The organism is Klebsiella sp. 1SOBk10mer (assembly GCF_046602535.1).
GTDB classification, from domain to species: domain Bacteria; phylum Pseudomonadota; class Gammaproteobacteria; order Enterobacterales; family Enterobacteriaceae; genus Klebsiella; species Klebsiella quasipneumoniae.
This window is the reverse complement of sequence record NZ_JBKIUP010000001.1, coordinates 164326-183756: the sequence shown is the minus strand read 5'-3', so window position 1 is coordinate 183756 and position 19431 is coordinate 164326. Positions and strand designations below refer to the sequence as shown.

General features: G+C 55.5%; 17 protein-coding genes and 1 tRNA gene. 12 read left to right on the top strand and 6 right to left on the bottom strand.

What is annotated here, in order from left to right; all coding sequences use genetic code 11:
* Window positions 1-121: 121 nt before the first annotated feature.
* On the bottom strand, window positions 122-406 hold the full coding sequence (locus ACLH1I_RS00865) for a YfcZ/YiiS family protein (protein ID WP_004201797.1): 285 nt from the start codon (window positions 404-406) through the stop codon (window positions 122-124).
* 373 nt (window positions 407-779) lie between these two features.
* Here ACLH1I_RS00865 and fadL point away from each other — a divergent pair, with 373 nt between their 5' ends.
* Entirely contained in the window at window positions 780-2102 is a 1323-nt protein-coding gene (gene fadL / locus ACLH1I_RS00860) for a long-chain fatty acid transporter FadL (protein ID WP_023318794.1), read from the top strand.
* 59 nt (window positions 2103-2161) lie between these two features.
* Here fadL and mlaA read toward each other — a convergent pair whose 3' ends face one another.
* The gene (mlaA, locus tag ACLH1I_RS00855; RefSeq protein WP_004201799.1) at window positions 2162-2923 is read right to left on the bottom strand and encodes a phospholipid-binding lipoprotein MlaA; all 762 of its coding nucleotides are present in this window, start codon (window positions 2921-2923) and stop codon (window positions 2162-2164) included.
* A 289-nt stretch (window positions 2924-3212) separates the two neighbouring features.
* Between mlaA and ACLH1I_RS00850 the strand changes: the two genes are divergently transcribed.
* The 5 genes from ACLH1I_RS00850 to ACLH1I_RS00830 all read left to right on the top strand — a co-directional run bounded on the left by ACLH1I_RS00850 (window position 3213) and on the right by ACLH1I_RS00830 (window position 7833).
* A complete protein-coding gene (locus tag ACLH1I_RS00850) occupies window positions 3213-4142 on the top strand; it encodes a formate/nitrite transporter family protein (RefSeq protein WP_151628831.1) in 930 nt (309 codons plus the stop codon).
* 89 nt (window positions 4143-4231) lie between these two features.
* Window positions 4232-4306: transfer RNA gene (locus ACLH1I_RS00845), tRNA-Arg, on the top strand.
* A 363-nt stretch (window positions 4307-4669) separates the two neighbouring features.
* On the top strand, window positions 4670-6007 hold the full coding sequence (locus tag ACLH1I_RS00840) for a sensor domain-containing diguanylate cyclase (protein WP_151628833.1): 1338 nt from the start codon (window positions 4670-4672) through the stop codon (window positions 6005-6007).
* A 118-nt stretch (window positions 6008-6125) separates the two neighbouring features.
* On the top strand, window positions 6126-6608 hold the full coding sequence (locus ACLH1I_RS00835; RefSeq protein ID WP_043520206.1) for a WbuC family cupin fold metalloprotein: 483 nt from the start codon (window positions 6126-6128) through the stop codon (window positions 6606-6608).
* Window positions 6609-6972: 364 nt separating this feature from the next.
* Window positions 6973-7833: a hypothetical protein gene (locus ACLH1I_RS00830; RefSeq protein WP_065802946.1), complete on the top strand. Its 861-nt coding sequence runs from the start codon at window positions 6973-6975 to the stop codon at window positions 7831-7833.
* Between the two features lie 30 nt (window positions 7834-7863).
* Here the strand turns inward: ACLH1I_RS00830 and cynR are convergent, their stop codons facing one another.
* On the bottom strand, window positions 7864-8772 hold the full coding sequence (gene cynR, locus ACLH1I_RS00825; RefSeq protein ID WP_049004003.1) for a transcriptional regulator CynR: 909 nt from the start codon (window positions 8770-8772) through the stop codon (window positions 7864-7866).
* A 132-nt stretch (window positions 8773-8904) separates the two neighbouring features.
* Here cynR and ACLH1I_RS00820 point away from each other — a divergent pair, with 132 nt between their 5' ends.
* The 3 genes from ACLH1I_RS00820 (at window position 8905) to ypdK (ending at window position 10965) form a co-directional block, all read left to right on the top strand.
* Window positions 8905-9363: a nucleoside deaminase gene (locus ACLH1I_RS00820; RefSeq protein ID WP_004202034.1), complete on the top strand. Its 459-nt coding sequence runs from the start codon at window positions 8905-8907 to the stop codon at window positions 9361-9363.
* On the top strand, window positions 9360-10556 hold the full coding sequence (locus ACLH1I_RS00815; RefSeq protein WP_004202032.1) for a CynX/NimT family MFS transporter: 1197 nt from the start codon (window positions 9360-9362) through the stop codon (window positions 10554-10556). The genes ACLH1I_RS00820 and ACLH1I_RS00815 overlap by 4 nt, the downstream gene beginning before the upstream one ends.
* 337 nt (window positions 10557-10893) lie before the next feature.
* Window positions 10894-10965 (top strand): membrane protein YpdK, encoded by a 72-nt coding sequence (gene ypdK / locus ACLH1I_RS00810; RefSeq protein ID WP_099119320.1) that lies wholly within the window; start codon window positions 10894-10896, stop codon window positions 10963-10965.
* 69 nt (window positions 10966-11034) lie between these two features.
* Here the strand turns inward: ypdK and alaC are convergent, their stop codons facing one another.
* A complete protein-coding gene (gene alaC, locus ACLH1I_RS00805) occupies window positions 11035-12249 on the bottom strand; it encodes an alanine transaminase (RefSeq protein WP_004202031.1) in 1215 nt (404 codons plus the stop codon).
* A 383-nt stretch (window positions 12250-12632) separates the two neighbouring features.
* Here alaC and ACLH1I_RS00800 point away from each other — a divergent pair, with 383 nt between their 5' ends.
* Entirely contained in the window at window positions 12633-14303 is a 1671-nt protein-coding gene (locus tag ACLH1I_RS00800) for a sensor histidine kinase (protein ID WP_048325309.1), read from the top strand.
* Window positions 14304-14341: 38 nt separating this feature from the next.
* Entirely contained in the window at window positions 14342-15079 is a 738-nt protein-coding gene (locus tag ACLH1I_RS00795) for a LytR/AlgR family response regulator transcription factor (protein WP_004202028.1), read from the top strand.
* 54 nt (window positions 15080-15133) lie between these two features.
* Here ACLH1I_RS00795 and glk read toward each other — a convergent pair whose 3' ends face one another.
* Complete coding sequence (gene glk, locus ACLH1I_RS00790) at window positions 15134-16099, bottom strand: glucokinase (protein WP_004202027.1); 966 nt, start codon at window positions 16097-16099, stop codon at window positions 15134-15136.
* A gap of 263 nt (window positions 16100-16362) precedes the next feature.
* On the opposite strand from glk, the gene ACLH1I_RS00785 reads away from it, so the two are divergent.
* Entirely contained in the window at window positions 16363-17598 is a 1236-nt protein-coding gene (locus tag ACLH1I_RS00785) for an ion channel protein (protein ID WP_043520431.1), read from the top strand.
* Here the strand turns inward: ACLH1I_RS00785 and ACLH1I_RS00780 are convergent.
* Complete coding sequence (locus ACLH1I_RS00780; RefSeq protein ID WP_151628835.1) at window positions 17595-19256, bottom strand: alpha-keto acid decarboxylase family protein; 1662 nt, start codon at window positions 19254-19256, stop codon at window positions 17595-17597. The genes ACLH1I_RS00785 and ACLH1I_RS00780 overlap by 4 nt on opposite strands.
* Between the last annotated feature and the right edge of the window lie 175 nt (window positions 19257-19431).

The window sequence follows — 19431 nt, the reverse complement described above, 5'->3', positions numbered from 1 at the left end:
ACCTGATAGCATTGTTAACTAATTTTTTACATTAAGCCAATCGGGGAAGCGAAAAATTGCGAGCCAAAACACATTGAACGGAAAAGATAACGCCCCTTTCACGGGGCGTTAAGCGGAGGGATTAACGCAGACCCAACTGGAAGATCAGGGATTCGGCCTCACAGCTAAACACAAAATCGATATCCAGCTGTACGCCGCCGTCAACGTCGGCGAAGACGGGATTAATCTTGCACGGTTCAGATTCCACACTGCGGGCTTTTTCGCTCAGCGCGGCGAGCATTTGCTCTGCTTCCGCACGGTTGGCGAATACGCGGCTGTATGAGGCGGTGCAGTCGGTGTTGTCGACAATGGTCCCAACATCCATACAGCAGCAAACCGGGGTTTCATCAGCGCTACATTTACTCATCGTAGATTTCCTCTGGATATGCACCTGCGGTGCCAGACAATTTATGTGCCTATTTTACGCCCGCTCCCTGGTCTGCCTCCAGCCGATAATCGCCATCGCGGCGTTAAGTGACAGAAATCACACTTAAAAATGATCTAAAACAAAAATCACCTTTTCTCTCTCTCCTTCCCCCCGACAATTTTGCCAGCTGGATCGCGTTTCTGTTATCACAATTGAAAAACTTCATAAACAAACTTGCAACAACTCATCTGGTCAGACCTATACTCAGCGCACTGGTCTGATTTCTCTGTTGTACCGCAGACCCTACACTTCCGCGCTTCTGTTACGGCATGTAACATAGTTTAAAAAAAAATAACTCAATGAGGTTATGGGCATGAGCCAGAAAACCCGCTTTACCCAATCTGCCCTTGCAGTGGCTGTCGCACTTGTTTCCACCCAGGCCTGGTCAGCAGGCTTCCAGCTCAACGAATTCTCTTCATCAGGGCTGGGTCGGGCCTATTCCGGTGAAGGGGCTATCGCAGACGATGCAGGCAATGCCAGTCGTAACCCGGCATTAATTATGATGTTTGACCGTCCGACCATGTCGGCGGGCGCCGTTTTTGTCGACCCGGGCGTCAATGTCTCCGGGACTTCACCCACCGGCAAAAGCCTGAATGCAGACAATATCGCCCCGACGGCGTGGGTACCTAACTTCCACTTTGTCGCGCCGATTAACGATCAGTTTGGTTGGGGGGCGTCCATCACCTCCAACTACGGCCTGGCAACCGAATACAACGATGACTATGCCGCCGGCAGCATGGGCGGGAAAACCGACCTGACCACCGCGAACTTTAACCTGAGCGGCGCCTACCGTCTCGACAGCAACTGGAGCTTCGGCTTAGGCTTTGACGCGGTCTACGCTAAGGCGAAGATCGAGCGCTATGCTGGCGATCTGGGGCAGATTGTCGCTGGCTCGGGCGCGCTGCCGCCGGCGCTGGCGGGCCAGGTAGCGAAGATCCCGGCCGACACGCAGATCGCCCATCTTAATGGCAACGCCTGGGGCTTTGGCTGGAACGCCGGTATCCTCTACGAGCTGGATAAAAATAACCGCTACGGTTTCACCTACCGTTCCGAGGTCAAGATCGACTTCGACGGTAACTACCGCAGCAGCCTGCCGGCAGCCTATAACCAGATCCTCGGCAACTTCGGTCTGCCAGCAGGTACTAATGGCCAAACCACCGACGGTTCACTGACCCTTAACCTGCCGGAAATGTGGGAGCTGTCGGGTTATAACCGCGTAGCGCCGCAGTGGGCGGTCCACTACAGTCTGACCTACACCAGCTGGAGTCAGTTCCAGGAGCTGAAAGCCACCGGCAGCAACGGCCAGACGCTGTTCTATAAAGAGGAAGGCTTTAAGGACGCCTACCGACTTGCGTTGGGGACCACCTATTATTATGACGATAACTGGACCTTCCGCACCGGTATCGCCTTCGATGACAGCCCGGTACCAGCCAACAATCGCTCCATTTCCATTCCGGATCAGGATCGCCTGTGGCTGAGCGCGGGTACCACCTACGCGTTCAACAAGGATGCGTCGGTTGACGTCGGAATTTCCTATATGCACGGGCAGCATGTTGAAATCAAGGAAGGCCCGTATACCTTCCGTTCCGAAGGGACCGCCTGGCTGTACGGCGCCAACTTCAACTACCGCTTCTGATAAGCGGCACACAACAAAAAAGGGTGAACATCATGTTCACCCTTTTTTTTCTTTGCCGATTACTGTGAATCGATATCTTTCAGTTCATCCTGAATGGCCTGGGCGTTCGGATTGTCCGCCGGGGTCAGCTTACCGCCGTTGGCGATAAAGTCATGACGCTGGAAGTAAGCTTCACGCACCATAATGTAAGGATCGGAAGACTGGCGCAGCAGGCCGTCGGAATCCAGCAGCTGAGCGCGTGTTTCAATGCCTTCCACCGCCCATTTGCCGATCGACATCGGCCAGGTCAGCCAGGAGAGCACCGGATAGAGGCCATCGGCCATATCGCCGCCTTCGTCGCGCAGGGTAAAGCTGCCGTAGAATGGCAGTTGCACATACGGACCATAGCCGACGCCATAGTGGCCAAGCGTGCTGCCGAAACGATGCGGTTCAACGCGCTGCAGCTGCGGATTAGCCATCCCGGCGACATCGATCAGCCCCCCCATCCCGAGGATGGTGTTCAGGAAGAAGCGGGTAAAGTGGACCATCCCTTTATAGGGGTCGCCCTGCAGGAAGGAGTTCACCATCACCGCCGGCTCTTCCAGGTTGCTGGTGAAGTTACTTAAGCCATTGCGCGCCGGCTGCGGAACATAGTCACGCCATGCCACCGCGACGGGACGAAGCACGTAAGGATCAACCACGTTAAAGTTGAAATTGAACATCGTGCGGTTAAACCCTTCTAACGGGTCTGAGCGCCCCTGCGGCTGATCGCCAGAGCTGGAACTGGCACATCCCACCAGCAATGTGGCGCCAAGCGCAAGCGCCGACAGGCGATAATTCATAGATGTCTCCCTGGTTTTTATGGCTATCGCGAGTTGCCATCCATGACGGAAAGACAACGTTTCCGCCCGTAAAGATGTGAGCGATTGTAACAGCACGTTGAACGATGTCTATATCACCCAAGTTGTTGATTTGATCATAGCCTGGGAATAACGAGATCGCGGGGCTCCTATTCTAGCGGAGCGATAAAAATCTGGCGTAACCATTTTTGCGATTTAAGAGTATCCCCAGCCAGTCGCCAGGGAAAGCCGCTACGCTTTAACTAGATAACTTGTCAGCGAGGGCCGTGAAATGGATGAACCAGACGATAACAAATTAAAACCTGCGGATGACGAACGCGAGGTCGAAAGTGAAGAAAAACAGCGCGGTGAAGAGATAGAAGTTGACGAAGATCGCCTTCCCTCTCGGGCGATGGCGATCCATGAACATATTCGCCAGGAAGGGGAAAAAGAGATGGAGCGCGATGCGCTGGCCCTGCTGTGGTCGGCGATTGCAGCCGGTCTGTCGATGGGCGCCTCCCTGCAGGCGAAAGGGATTTTTCACGTCAAGCTGGAGGGGATCCCTGGCGGATTTTTACTCGAGAACCTCGGGTATACCTTCGGCTTTATTATCGTGATTATGGCCCGCCAGCAGCTGTTCACGGAAAACACGGTCACCGCCGTACTGCCGGTGATGCACAATCCCACCCCCGGAAACGTCGGTTTGCTGATGCGGCTATGGTCGGTGGTACTGGCGGGCAATCTCATCGGCACCGCGGTGGCCGCATGGGCCTTCAATTATATGCCTGTTTTTGATGAGCCGACCCGCCAGGCCTTCGTCAGCATCGCCGAAGATGTGATGAAAAACAGCCCGACGGAGATGTTCGCCAATGCGATTATTTCCGGCTGGCTGGTCGCCACCATGGTCTGGATGTTTCCCCTTGCCGGCGCCGCCAAGATCGTGGTGATCATTCTGATGACCTGGCTTATCGCCCTGGCGGATACCACCCATATCGTGGTGGGCTCGGTAGAGATCCTCTATCTGGTATTTAACGGAAGCCTTCCCTGGAGCGACTTCATCTGGCCGTTCGCCCTGCCGACGCTGGCGGGAAATATCTGCGGCGGAACCTTCATCTTCGCGCTGTTGAGCCATGCGCAGATCCGTAACGACATGAGCAACAAGCGAAAAGCAGAAGCCCGCGCGCAGGCCGCCGGAAAAGCCAAAAACGCCGACCGGGCATAAAAAAAGCGCTCAGAATGGCGAGGGTTTAAGCAGTCAGACGGTATGGCACTTACTCAGGCGGGCGAAAAACGCTATACTCGTGCCGCCTTGTCCCCTTAGTTAAATGGATATAACGAGCCCCTCCTAAGGGCTAGTTGCAGGTTCGATTCCTGCAGGGGACACCATGATCCTCCTGTTTTATGTCGGATCCACGGCGATTTTTGATGATTTTTCTGCAGCTCCGGTAGATAGTTCACTCAAGCTAGTACCGACCTGATCATCAATGCCCCTCCCTGTTAACGCACAAAGTGATTTATTTATAGATATAAAACCCGTTGCGCCATTCCTCTTTTTAAAAAGAGGAAAACACCAGTGATCATTTTACAAATAAAATGAAAGACTCACAGGAAAAGATGAGTTGTAAAACGTAATGATATCGTCAGCAGCAACCGCACGAAAAGCATACTGCTCACTCCTCACCGTCATTCACAATATTGATATTCACGATCATAACAACATAGTTTTCTTACCCTGACAGGTATGACCTAATGAACAGGCCTTCAGCCTCATCAACGCTCCGGACACCGTTGTTTTTTATAGTATCTATACTGGCGCTATTTTGCTTAATTAATTTTACCACAACCTACATTAACACGATAACGACCCCGGCGCCGTTGTTGTTTTACGGCATGACCCTTATTATTCTGATATTTTACTTTTTAATATCAATAACTATCGCTTTAAAATACTTAAGTGATAAACGCTGTCTGTTTCTCATACCAGTAGCCTGTGCCTTTATTGGCTCTGCCATAATGATGATTCTTGCGTTACAAAATTACAGCAAACTGTTTTATTGCAATCTCAACGACTCAATCTCATACAATGAATTTCTGCGGTATTACTTTTACCGCAACGCCTTAACACTCACCCAAATCATCACCGCGGCATTAGTATACAGATTTCGTTCTCATCGCCTGCTGGCCTCCCATAATCACATTATTATTACCTTTGCCTGCATAAGCCTTACTTTAGCTATCGTCCTGATTGTTGGATTTTCCTCAATGCACTTGTATGAACCAACGATACGCTTAGCCAGTAATATAATGGTTTACATGTGGACGCTCCTCTTTTTCACGACGATTGCATTAACCCGCTTCAGAAATATATTCTGGACAGGAATCTATTTTTACTGCTTCGTTTATATCTTAACCTTCTCTTTCTTAACAACCGCAGATGTCGCTAGCGAAAACACATGGTATAAAGCGAGGCTTTTCGAAACGCTGGGCACCCTGATCTTTATTATTATTATTTTCCTTAATGCGTTTAAGCTTTATCAATTATCCAACAATAAATATGAGAATGCCTATCAGAACTCGATTCATGATTATCTGACGCAGCTGTACAACCGTCGCTATTTTTACCTTGCGCTGACAAAAAAAATGCAACGGGTCTCTGTGCAAAAACCATTGTCTATCTTGTTATGCGACATCGATCATTTCAAACGCATAAATGACAAATATGGCCACTTTCAGGGAGATCTTGTTATTCAGTATGTAGCCTGGGTTCTTCAGGATCAGGTTCGAAGAGATGATATTGTGGCCAGAACAGGCGGCGAGGAATTTGCACTATTACTGCCTGACGTTGGCCAACAGCAGGCGCAACTCCTCGCCGAGCGGATTCGCCAGGCTATTATCTCCCCAGGCGACGTCAGCAGCAGGGTTAAACTCCCCGAGAGCGTCACGATCAGTATCGGCCTTGCCACTACGGAGGATCCTAAAACGGTAGAGACTGAATTACTTAACCGCGCCGACGACGCCCTGTACCAGGCAAAAAAAGCAGGAAGGAATTGTGTGGTTGCCTGGCAGAAGTCCTCCTGTACTCGATAGCCTCGACAATTAACCGACAGCAACACACTTTCTGCGTACAATATCGCGTGGCCTGGGCGTCAACCTGCCGCCCTGTCGATGAAACACTCTCTGGACAACAAAGGAGCCAGGCGTTGGTATGAAACAGATCACCCTTAGCGATATGCAGCAGCAGAGCGAAGCGGCAGCCACTTCCCCGCGCTTACGTGCCCATCGCAATTTTCACCCTGAGCTGAGCGATCCGGTGCAGCGCCTGGCTATCGCTATGGAACCCGGCACCTATATCCGCCCGCACCGGCACCGACATACTTTTGAACTTTTGCTGTCGCTGAAAGGCCGCTTTGTGGTGCTAAATTTTGATGACCATGGCGTGATTACTAACCGGGTGGTGCTGGGTGAAACCTGCACGGCCCTGGAAATGGAGCCCGGCACCTGGCATACGGTGCTCTCACTTGACGCAGGAGGAATGGTATTTGAAGTCAAACAAGGCGCTTATCAGCCGCTTGCTGAAATCGACACCATGGACTGGGCGCCAGCCGAAGGGCAGCCGGGAACCGCGGAGATGATGGCCTGGTATGCCATCGCGCAGCCGGGGGATCGCTATCCCTCTGTCAGCCGATAAGCATGGCCGCCGCAAACGGATGCCGAGAGCGTCCGTTTGCGTTATCCCTGTCGTCATGGCATTTATCTCGAGAGCCGCGTTTTCCTCATGCTGTGTTCTCCCTCGTCGGAGTCATTAATAAAAAATAACAAAAAAGTGTTGTATTCAGGCGCTAAGCAAACTATTTTTCTCGAGCGAAATAAATGATAGGATAACGCAGTCAAGTTAATATCTGACGTAACAATAAGAATAATCAACTTATCGATATAATATTCTCTACGTGAATGCGTTTCATTAATCAGGTCAGGGAGTCCAGGCAATAAAACGTGGCTGTTAGATGATTACGCCCAATACTAACCGCTATTTTTTAGCAACAAAAAAACTTATGAATATAACAGAACGGAATATCTGGAAATTAAATAATTTACCGCCAATGGAGTATTGCTCTCTCCCCCGGGCGCAAAAATTATTAAACTGCGAAATTGAAGACATTCTTCACTGGCATGATATCGGCGCGATCAATCTATGCCTGAAGCTTAACCCGACGCGGGGAACCTTAAAACTCGCCGTCCTTTCTCATCAGGAAAAAGAAGTAACCAGCACATTTAATCCACTCAATTCATCGGAGACGGTGGAAACCTTCTGGTCGCCACACTCTCATATCCATAGCATTCTGCGGCTTGATGGCGATATTCCCGTCATGGAAACCCTGCGCGGGAATACCGTCACGCAGTTCAACGTCAAGGTCACTGCGTCAGGACTCTGGCATCCGCACAGCCGGAATTTAATGGCGTTACTGGAGGCGCCTGACGATATTCATCATGAAAACAGGCTCAGCATGATGCTGCCTGAGAAACCGTTTGTATATTGTCACTTCATTCCGCAGGAGGCAGAAAACCCCACCCTGTCATTGAACCGGCTCTATATTACCAGTCAGGCAATTGAGAAAATATTTGCCCATAGCATTAGCGCCCGACCGATGGATGTCACAAAAAATCCGCTACGGCAACAAACCGGTTATATCCATCAGGAATTAACCTCCCTTCCGCAAAGTGAGGTACTGCTGGAATTTATCCACGATCTAATTCAGTCCCATACTTTATTTAATGTGAAATTGCAGAAGATGGCTGAGCCAGACAAGACCCAGCTCTTTCATCACGTGCTGGAAAGGCTTAAGGAGGAAGTCATGCTGAGAGAGGATGTCCTGCCCAATGAGGCCGACTTCAGCAGCGCAACCCACCGTTAGTCCAGGCTCGCCGCCGAGCGACGCAGGCCGTCAGGCAGGAGGCAGGCGGTTTTCCTGCTCAAGCGTTAGCGCAATCTCCCGCGCCAGGGCGATAAATTCGCGTGCCGCGGCGCTCTGCCATGCATCCCTGCGCTGTAGCAAACAGGCCGTTCGCTGCAGCAGCGCAGGTTCGAGCTCAATAGCCACTACATCATCAAACTGCCCGGCGATCGCCGCCGGCAGCAGTGTCGCAAGGGGCGTGCGCCGAATGACCGACAGAACGGCGCCGATAGAGTTGGCCTCCATCCGCACGTCAGGTTCGAGCCGATGACGACGGCAATAACGATCGATCTGCTCCCGGGTGGCAAACTCGCTGCTCAGTAAAATCAGCGGCTGCGCGTCGAGCGCCTGCAGCCGGAGGGCGTTCTCTCTGGCCAGAGGATGACTGCGGCTCACCACCAACGCGAGGGTTTCCGTCAGCAGCGGATGAACGACAATATCCCGGGAGCGGCTTTCGTCAAAGGCAATGCCGACATCCAGTTCATCCTGCAGCAACATCGTTTCCATGCGCTCCTGGTTCATCTCCTGAATCAGCAATTTCACTCCGGGGTAGCGTCGATAGTAGTTTTCCACCAGCGGTCCCAGCATATAGGTGGTGAAGGTCGGCGTCATGGCAATGCGGAGTTTGCCACGCTGCAGATCCTCAGCGTCATGCAGAGCGCGCCGCCCTTCCTCAAGATCGCGTAACGCCCGGCGGGCATACTCCAGCCAGATCTCTCCGGCATCGGTTAACCGGGTATAACGGCCAGAACGATCGAAAAGCTGAACCTCCAGCATGGCTTCAAGCTGGCGGATCTGCTGTGACAGCGCAGGCTGGGAGACGTGCAGCGCCGCGGCGGCGCGAGTAAAGCCACGGTGTTCTGCCACGGCGATAAAGTAGGAAAGATGGCGCAGGAGCATCCGCTTACCTATAAGTAATTCAACTAGGGTTAATCATAAATAAGTCTTTTAACTTATGAAACAAGTTACGTACCCTCTACGCACGACCCGTTGCCTTTTTTTCCCTGAACAGCATCTTATGCAGGAGTGACTATGTCCGCTCACGATCGCTATCTCCAGCGCGCCCTAACGCTGGCAAACCACAACATCAGCCACGGCGGTCGTCCCTTTGGCGCCGTGCTGGTGCGCCATGACGAGGTTGTCGCCGAAGCCGTCAATACCTTTCATCTAAGCGGCGACCCAACGGCGCATGCCGAACTGAATGCCGTCCGCGATATTGCCGCCAGGCTGGGGAGCGAGGTTCTGCGCGAGTGCGTTATCTACGCCAGCGGACAACCTTGCCCGATGTGTCTTAGCGCCCTCTATTTAACCGGCGTGCGGGAAGTGTTTTTCGCCAACAGCAATCAGGACGGAGAACCTTTCCAGCTATCTACCGCCGCGATTTATCAGCAGTTGCAGCAGCCGCTGGCGCAGCAGACGTTGCCGATCCATCATCGCCCGCAGCCGGAGGGGCTGGCAGTTTATCAGCGGTGGGCGGAACAGCAGCCATGAAAGCCGTGTTGCGACAGAATCTGACGCTGGGGATCCTGGTGCTGATCGGCATAAATATGCGACCGCTGCTCACCTCCATCGGCCCTTTACTTCCGGAGATCCGCGCCGCCAGCGGGATGAGCTATACCCTGGCCGCGCTACTGACCGCCCTGCCGGTGATAGCGATGGGCGTGCTGGCGCTGGCCGCCGGTTCGGTCGATCGTTATGTCGGTCAAAACCGTAGCATTGCGCTAAGTCTGCTGATTATCGCGGCGGGCGCCCTGCTGCGGGAAATCGCTCCGAATAGCGGCCTACTGCTCACCAGCGCCCTGGCCGGAGGCGTTGGCATCGGCATAATCCAGGCTGCCATCCCGGCGGTAATTAAGCGCTTGTTCGCCCGCCGGACGCCGCTGGTGATGGGGCTATGGTCAGCGGCGCTAATGGGCGGTGGCGGGTTAGGCGCCGCGTTTACGCCATGGCTGGCGTCGCATAGCACAGCATGGCGGGATGCGCTGGCCTGGTGGGCGCTCCCCGCCCTCCTCGCCCTGTTCAGCTGGCTGGCGATTTGTCGGCACCTGCCCCGCGCCCCGCATCAGACCAGCGCCGCGCCCCGGGTGGCGATTATTGGCCAGCGCCGCGCCTGGACGCTGGGACTCTATTTCGGACTGATCAACGCCGGCTACGCCAGTCTAATCGCCTGGCTGCCGCCCTACTATATGCAGCTTGGCGACAGCGCCCAGTACAGCGGCTCGCTGCTGGCGCTGCTGACGGTTGGGCAAACCGCAGGCGCGCTGCTGCTGCCGGCGCTGGCTCGCCAGGATGACCGGCGCCAGCTTCTGCTGCTTGCTCTGGCGCTACAGCTGATTGGGTTCTGCGGCTTCATCTGGCTGCCGCAGCACTTCCCAGCGCTTTGGGCCCTCGCCTGCGGCGTGGGTCTGGGCGGCGCGTTTCCCCTGTGCCTGGTGCTGGCCCTCGATCACGCCGGGCAACCGACGGTGGCCGGCCGGCTGGTAGCCTTTATGCAAGGTATCGGATTTATCATCGCCGGCCTGTCGCCCTGGCTTTCCGGCCTGCTGCGTAGCCTGAGCGGGAACTACACCCTTGACTGGTCCTGGCATGCGCTTTGTGTCCTGTTACTCATGGCGCTCACGCTGCGCTTTATCCCAGCGCACTACCCGGCCGAGTGGCGACAGCGCGCCTCTGATCTGCATTAAACCGGCGGCGCGTGGCAACCTGAATGCCGCGCGCCAAGCCTGACTAGCCCCGCGAATATCACTAACGAGAAACCCGTTTTGGTAGCGTCGCTGGCGCTAAATTTATTACCGGGCGAAATTAATGTGTCGCCGAATCACGACACTCGTAAGTAACTAAAAATTAATAAAAAAATGCCCCTTGTTTCCCTGATTTTTTAGGCGTACATTAGCGCCATCTGGAGCACTAAACGCACAGAATTGCGAGCTGCCGCAGGGTGAGATTTCACCGGCGACAGCCCTTGAAAAACAGAACAATTAATTCATTTGAACGTCGCATAAGCGCGTGGAGTGATGAGTCGTGAAATACTTCTTTATGGGTCTCTCTTTTATGGTCATCGTTTGGGCCGGTACTTTTGCCCTGATGATCTAGACTGCAGCGGTGTCAAAAAAACGGGAGCCCACAGGCTCCCGTTTTTGTTATAGCGTATTCGCCGAAGCGCTAGCTCGCGGCGGGCAGTAAGCCATCCGCGCGGAACATCGCCTTGATGCCGCGGATCGCCTGACGCGTCCGGTCCCGGTTCTCGATCAGCGCGAAGCGGACATGGGTATCGCCATAATCGCCAAAGCCAATCCCCGGAGAGACGCAAACCTTCGCTTCGTTAAGCAGCTTTTTCGCAAACTCCAGCGAGCCCATGTCGGCATAAGGTTCCGGAATTTTCGCCCAGACGTACATGGACGCCTTCGGACACTCCACCATCCAGCCGGCCTCGTGGAGCCCTTTCACCAGCACATCGCGGCGGCGCTTATACTGTTCCGCGATATCCCGCACGCATTGCTGATCGCCCTCCAGGGCCGCTATCGCCGCCACCTGCAGCGGCGTAAACGTGCCGTAGTCATGGTAGCTTTTGATGCGGGCGAGCGCGTTCACCAGGGTCTTATTGCCGACCATAAAGCCAATGCGCCAGCCGGCCATGTTATAGCTTTTCGACAGGGTAAAGAACTCGACGGCGACATCGCGCGCGCCAGGCACCTGCATAATGGAGGGCGCTTTCCAGCCGTCATACACGATATCGGCATAGGCCAGATCGTGGACGACCAGGATGTCATACTGCTTCGCCAGGGCGACAACCTTTTCAAAGAAATCCAGCTCGACGCACTGCGCGGTCGGATTCGAGGGAAAGCCAAGGATCATCATCTTCGGCTTCGGATAGCTCTCGCGGATGGCGCGTTCCAGTTCGTTAAAGAAATCCACCCCTTCCACCAACGGCACCGAGCGCACCTGCGCCCCGGCAATCACCGCGCCGTAGATATGGATCGGATAGCTGGGGTTCGGCACCAGCACGGTGTCGCCATGATCCAGCGTCGCGAGCATCAGGTGCGCCAGCCCCTCTTTCGAACCAATGGTGACAATCGCTTCCGATTCCGGATCGATATCGACGTTATAGCGTTCTTCATACCAGCGCGAAATAGCGCGACGCAGGCGTGGGATCCCCCGCGAGGTAGAGTAACCATGGGTGTCAGGCCGCTGCGCGACGGTGCAGAGTTTTTCCACGATATGCGGCGGCGTCGCGCCATCGGGATTGCCCATACTGAAATCGATAATATCTTCGCCGCGCCGGCGCGCAGCCATTTTCAGTTCGGCAGTAATATTAAAAACGTACGGGGGGAGACGATCGATACGCGTAAAACGGCGTTCAGGACTGGATTCAGCCATAGGTTCCTCTGATTAACGTTAGCGCCCGGACCGTCCGAGCGACGCTGCCGCTGTTGCGGCTCGTTTAGAAAATAACCTGAAAAAAAACACGTTGTCGAGTGCCCTGACGAAAAATAATCACTGGCGTTAAAAACGGGTATCGTCTGCGCTAAATACGGCAGTACGCCGCGGGATGAATACCGTTTTGTATGCAAGTGGTAACATATTGATATCTTTTCTATCACGGGTATTTATCGTTTCCCCTGCTGTCTAGCGGTTTGTCGCCTTGCCATGATTCAATCCCCTTTTAAAATTGTGTCTTTTCCTCATTATTTTTCTGCGGCTGGTCTTCTGTCGTCAGGTTTTTTATCATGTCCTTTTCTGGCCACTGACGCGGCGCACCCATGCACGAAATCTTTACTATGATGCTGGCGGTCTATGATCGTGCGGCCCTGATGCTTATTTGCCTGTTTTTCCTTATTCGCCTGCGCCTGTTCCGCGAACTGCTGCATAAATCAGCGCATACGCCGAAAGAGCTGCTGGCTGTCACCGCCATCTTCTCGCTGTTCGCGCTCTTCAGTACCTGGTCCGGTGTGCCGGTGGAAGGATCGCTGGTAAACGTGCGTATCATCGCCGTGATGTCCGGCGGGATCCTGTTTGGCCCATGGGTGGGAGCCATTGTCGGGGTGATTGCCGGTGTGCACCGCTATCTGATTGATATTGACGGCGTGACCGCCGTACCCTGCTTTATCACCAGCATCATCGCCGGTCTGCTGTCGGGGTTGATTAACCGCAAGGTGGCCCGCGATCAACGCTGGAAAATCGGCATTCTGGCCGGCATGGTCTGCGAGACCCTGACCATGATCCTGGTGATAGTCTGGGCGCCCTCTCTGAGCCTCGGCCTGGATATCGTCTCGAAAATTGGTATCCCGATGATCCTTGGCAGCGTCTGCATCGGCTTTATCGTGCTGCTGGTGCAGAGCGTGGAAGGGGAAAAGGAGGCCAGCGCCGCGCGGCAGGCGAAACTGGCGCTCGACATTGCCAACAAAACCCTGCCGCTGTTCCGTCAGGTCAACAGCGATTCTCTGCGCCAGGTTTGCGACATCATCCGCCGCGACATTACCGCCGACGCGGTGGCAATCACCAATACGGAACACGTGCTGGCCTACGTGGGCGTCGGTGAAGCCAACTATCAACACCATGACGATGTCATCAGCCCCACTACCCGACAGGCCATTCGTTATGGAAAGATCATTATAAAAAACAATGACGAAGCCCACCGCACGCCGGAGATCCACTCCTTAATGGTCATCCCGCTGTGGGAAAAGGGGGTGGTCACCGGCACGCTAAAAATCTATTACTGCCACGCCCATCGCATCACCTCGACGCTGCAGGAGATGGCGATTGGCCTGTCACAAATCATCTCCACCCAGCTGGAGGTTTCCCGCGCCGAACAGCTGCGGGAGATGGCCAACAAAGCGGAGCTGCGCGCTCTGCAAAGCAAGATTAACCCGCACTTTTTATTCAATGCCCTGAACGCGATCTCCTCCTCGATTCGCCTTAATCCGGACACCGCGCGCCAGCTCATTTTTAATCTGTCGCGCTATCTGCGCTATAACATCGAATTAAAAGACGATGAGCAGATCGATATCAAACGAGAGCTGTATCAGATCAAAGATTACATCGCCATTGAACAGGCCCGATTCGGCGACAAACTGACGGTCATCTATGATATTGACGACGACGTCAGCTGCGTGATCCCGAGCCTGCTTATCCAGCCCCTGGTGGAAAATGCCATTGTGCACGGCATTCAGCCGTGTAAAGGGAAAGGGGTGGTGACGATCGGCATCAATGAGTGCGGCAATCGGGTTCGCATCAGCGTTCGCGACACCGGCAACGGCATCGATCCCGCCGTGGTCGCCCGCGTGGAAGCCGATGAAATGCCAGGTAACAAAATCGGCCTGCTCAACGTTCATCATCGGGTGAAACTGCTCTACGGCGAGGGGCTGCATATCCGCACCCTGACGCCAGGAACGGAAATCGCCTTTTATGTCCCCAATCACTCTACGCCGTAGGCGCTGACGGAGTCTCTGTTGTCATGAGCGGAGAAAAGATGAAAGTTATCATTGTGGAGGATGAGTTTCTGGCCCAACAGGAGCTCTCCTGGCTTATCAACACCCACAGCCAGATGGAGATCGTCGGCAGCTTTGACGACGGCCTGGACGTGCTGAAATTTCTCCAGCACAACAAGGTCGACGCCATCTTTCTCGATATCAATATTCCGTCGCTGGACGGCGTTCTGCTGGCGCAGAACATCAGCCAGTTCGCCCATAAGCCTTTTATCGTTTTTATCACCGCGTGGAAAGAACACGCCGTGGAAGCCTTTGAGCTGGAGGCGTTTGACTACATTCTGAAGCCCTACCAGGAGTCGCGCATCATCAATATGCTGCAGAAGCTGACCGCCGCCTGGCAGCAGCAAAATAACGCCGCCTCCGGGCTAGCCAGCGCAGCGCCTCGGGAAAACGACACCATCAATCTGATAAAAGATGAGCGGATCATCGTCACCAGTATCCATGATATCTATTATGCAGAGGCGCACGAGAAGATGACCTTCGTCTACACTCGCCGGGAGTCTTTCGTCATGCCGATGAACATTACCGAATTCTGCAGCAAACTGCCCACCGCACATTTCTTTCGCTGTCACCGCTCGTACTGTGTGAATCTCAGCAAAATTCGTGAAATTGAGCCATGGTTTAACAATACCTACGTGCTACGCCTGCGCGACCTGGAGTTTCAGGTTCCGGTCAGTCGCAGTAAAGTGAAAGAGTTTCGCCAGCTGATGAATCTGTAGACGACGGGGAGCCCCGCCTTGCCGGGCTACGGCGGTAGCCCGGGAGGAATGCGCTTACAGCACCTGACCCAGCGTCTGACGCAGATGCGCGCCGGAACCCAGCAGGCCTGGGTTGTCATGCACGATCAGGTAAACCGGGATATCCTGGACATAGGCTTTAAAACGGCCTTTGTCCTCAAAACCGCCGCGGAAGCCGGAGGCTTTAAAGAACTCCAGGAAGCGCGGCACGATGCCGCCGGCGATATACACGCCGCCAAACGTCCCCAGGGTCAGCGCCAGGTTTCCACCGAAGCGCCCCATAATGACGCAGAACAGCGACAGCGCCCGGCGACAGTCGGTGCAGCTATCCGCCAGCGCCCGCTCGGTGACCTCACGCGGCTGCAGGTTCTCCGGCAGTCGACCATCCGATTTGACTATCGCGCGATAGAGGTTGACCAGACCAGGCCCCGAGAGCACGCGTTCTGCGGAGACGTGGCCCAGTTCAGCGCGCAGCTCTTCCAGAATAATGCCCTCTTCTTCACTGTTCGGCGCAAAATCGACATGGCCGCCTTCGCCAGGCAGGCTGACCCAACGCTTATCAACGTGCACCAGATGGGCTACGCCCAGCCCGGTTCCGGCGCCATAAACGGCGATCGGTTTGCCGGCTACCGGCGCGCTGCCGCCGAACTGAATCAGGTGCTCAGCTTTCAGCATCGGGATGGCCATTGAAACGGCGGTGAAATCGTTAATAATCTCCAGGTGCGCAAAGCCAAGGTTGCGCTTCATCTCGGCTATGGAGAAGGCCCAGGTATGGTTGGTCATCGCCACCCAGTCGCCGGTGATCGGGCAAGCGATGGCGATACAGCCTTCGCTGACCGTCACCTGATGCTCCTCGAGATAGACGCGCACCACCGCCTCCAGACTGGGGTAATCGAGCCCGGAATAGGTCTTTGCACGAGAGATCTCTCCGCTCGCCAGATCACACAGCGCCAGGCGGGCGTTGGTCCCCCCGACATCTCCTACTAAAGCAAATTTTGTCATTCCGTTACGGCTCCGCTAAAGTCAAAATAAATCTTTTGGCACACTGTAAATTCATGGCGGCTTAACAACAACGTCCAACTCGCGGACGCCCCTTGTTTAGCGACACAGGTCACATTTAGTTTGTAATCAATGCAAAGTAGCCTATTAACGAGGCCACGGGTATCAGACGCCGCCTTAACTTTATCGTTTCAGCACCATTTGCATCGACGGTCCCCGTCGACAAAGGCAAAGTAGTGCTCCTGAACTTTAACAAGGACATTTTCATGCTCCATCCTCGCGCCAGAACAATGCTGATCCTGTCGGTGCCAGCTATCCTGATTGGCATCGCCTCCAGTTTGATCCTGATCGGCGCGATGAAAGTTGCCGCGTTGCTGCAGCGCATCCTGTGGAGCAATCTGCCTGTGCAGTTTGGGGTGAGCGCCGACAACCCGCTGTGGATCATCGCCATTCTCACGGCGACGGGGATCGCGGTGGGCCTGGTCGTCCGTTACAGCCCGGGGCACGCCGGGCCGGACCCGGCGACCGAGTCGTTAATCGGCGCGCCTATTGCCACCGGCGCGCTGCCCGGGCTGCTGGCGGCGCTGATCCTTGGCCTCGCCGGCGGCGTCAGCCTGGGCCCGGAGCATCCAATTATGGTGGTGAATATTGCGCTGGCCGTCGCCGTCGGCTCCCGACTGTTCCCCCGGGTCAGCTCTCTGGACTGGACCATTCTCGCGGCCTCAGGCACCATCGGCGCCCTCTTCGGCACCCCGGTGGCCGCCGCGCTGATTTTTTCGCAAACCCTGAACAGCAGCAACGAGTCGCCGCTGTGGGATCGTCTTTTTGCCCCGATGCTTGCCGCCGCCGCGGGCGCGCTGACGACCGGGCTGTTTTTCCACCCCCACTTCACGCTGCCGATCGCGCACTATAGCCAGATGCACTTCGTCGATATCGTCAGCGGCATGATCGTCGCCCTGATCGCTATCGCTGTCGGTATGGTCGCCGTCTGGTGTCTGCCGCGCCTGCACACGCTGATGCATCGCCTGAAAAACCCAATCCTGACGCTGGGCCTCGGCGGCTTGCTGTTAGGGATCCTTGGAACCATTGGCGGACATTTAACGCTGTTTAAGGGGCTGGATGAGATGCAGCAGTTGGCCTTCAGCCAGACGCTGACCGCCTCGGATTATCTGCTCATTGCGCTGGTCAAACTGGCTGCGCTGGTTCTCGCCTCGGCCTGCGGCTTTCGCGGCGGGCGGATTTTCCCCGCGGTCTTCGTCGGCGTGGCGCTGGGGCTGATGCTGCATGCCCACGTGGACGCCGTGCCGGCGGCAATTACCGTCTCCTGCGCGATCCTCGGCATGGTGCTGGTCGTCACCCGCGACGGCTGGCTGAGCCTGTTTATGGCCGCTGTGGTGGTTCCGGACACCACGCTGCTGCCGCTGCTGTGCATTGTGATGCTCCCGGCCTGGCTGCTGCTGGCCGGGAGGCCCTTAATGATTGCCAGACACCATACCGACTAAACGCGGCTGTTTCGTTCCTCCAGCGCCTGCGTCACCGCGCGCAGGAAATCGGGAATATCCATTTTCGGCAGCATCACTTCCACCAGGGTGAGAGTATCGGAGGTGATACTCTCCGCCATCGCCTCCCGTAGCTCAGCAGTGTGCGTAACCCGCCAGCAGCGCGAGGCAACGTCCGGGGCGAAGGCTTCCGGCAGGCGCCGCCAGTCCCACAGGGCAATATCATTGTAGCGCTGCTCCGGACCGTGAATCGCCCGTTCTACGGTATACCCTTCGTTATTAAGCAGCAGAATAAGCGGCTTTTGTTTATCGCGCAGCATAGAGCCCATTTCCTGAATCGTCAGCTGGGCGGCGCCATCGCCGACGATCAGCACCACCCGCCGCTCTGCCGCCGCGGTTTGCGCGCCATAGGCGGCCGGGAGGGTAAAACCAATCGATCCCCACAGCGGCTGGACGATCAGCGATGCCTCAGAGGGGAGCTTAAGCGCCGCGATGCCAAATGCCGCCGTCCCCTGATCGGCGAGGATAATATCGCCGGGGCGCAGCGCATCCTGCACTGTCGACCAGAAATTCTTCTGGGTTAACTCGCCTTCGCCCTCCTCTTCCACTTCCGGCGCCACGACCTGAGGCGCCGCCCACTCCGCCGCCAGCGGTGCGGAAAGGGACATCAGCGCAGCCAGGGCTTGATCCATCGGCACGCCGCTGAACCAGTGATCGCCCACCCTGACCGCGAAAGGCTGGATCTCTATCGTCTTCTCCCGCGCCAGATGCTGGGTGAACCCTGCGGTGATAGTGTCGGTGAAGCGCGTACCAATGCAGATGATGGTGTCGGCGTTTTCGATAGCCTCCCGGGTCTGAGGCGCGCTGGCGATGCCGCTGTAGGTGCCGACAAAACCTCTCTGCTGCTCATCGAACAGCCCCTTGCCCATGAGCATGGTGGCGTGGGCGACGGGGGTTTTCGCTATCCACTCCCGGAGCGTGTTCTGCAGGCCATAGCGTTGCGCGAGGAAGTCCGCCAGCAGGGAAATGCGTCGACTGCCCCGCAGCAGGCGGCTGGCATGTTCGCAGAATCCGGCGAGCTGGTTTTGATCCGCCGGAGCGGCCTCCACCAGCAAGCGCTGCGCTGGGGCAATCGCTGCCGCTCTGGCGACATCGGCCGGCAACATCAGATAGCCAGGTCGATGATGCGTCAGCATATCGCGCAGAACACGGTCGATCTCATGGCAGGCGTTGCCAGCGGTCAGCAGCGCCTGGCTACAGGTGATCTGCTCGCTCATTCGCGCAAAATGGCGGAAATCGCCGTCACCCAGGGTGTGATGCAGCAGTTCGCCGCGCTGCTGAGCGCCAGTGGAGGGCGCACCGACGATATGTAATACCGGAATATGCTCCGCATAGCTTCCCGCCACGCCGTTCAGGGCGCTTAGTTCGCCGACGCCGTAGGTTGTTAGTAACGCGCCGGCCCCCTTAATGCGTGCGTAACCGTCAGCAGCATAGGCCGCATTCAGCTCGTTGGCGCAGCCGACCCACCCCAAGGCGCTGTGCGCGATGACGCGATCGAGAAACTGTAAGTTGTAATCTCCTGGTACGCCGAACAAGCGGTCAATACCGCAGTCAACGAGGCGATCCAGCAGATAATCCCCAATAGTGTAGGTCGGTTGCATGTCCATTATCCTCATTTTGGTGCAGGTGTAATTTGAGTATTGAATAAGCGATCCGCCTGTCCAGAAGGGGGACGATAAAGCCGGTGTAAAGCAATAGTTACGCCTAAAAAGCGGTGTACTCCACGCAAAACATTGATTAGTGTAAACGTATACACACCTGATTTTATCTGCGGAG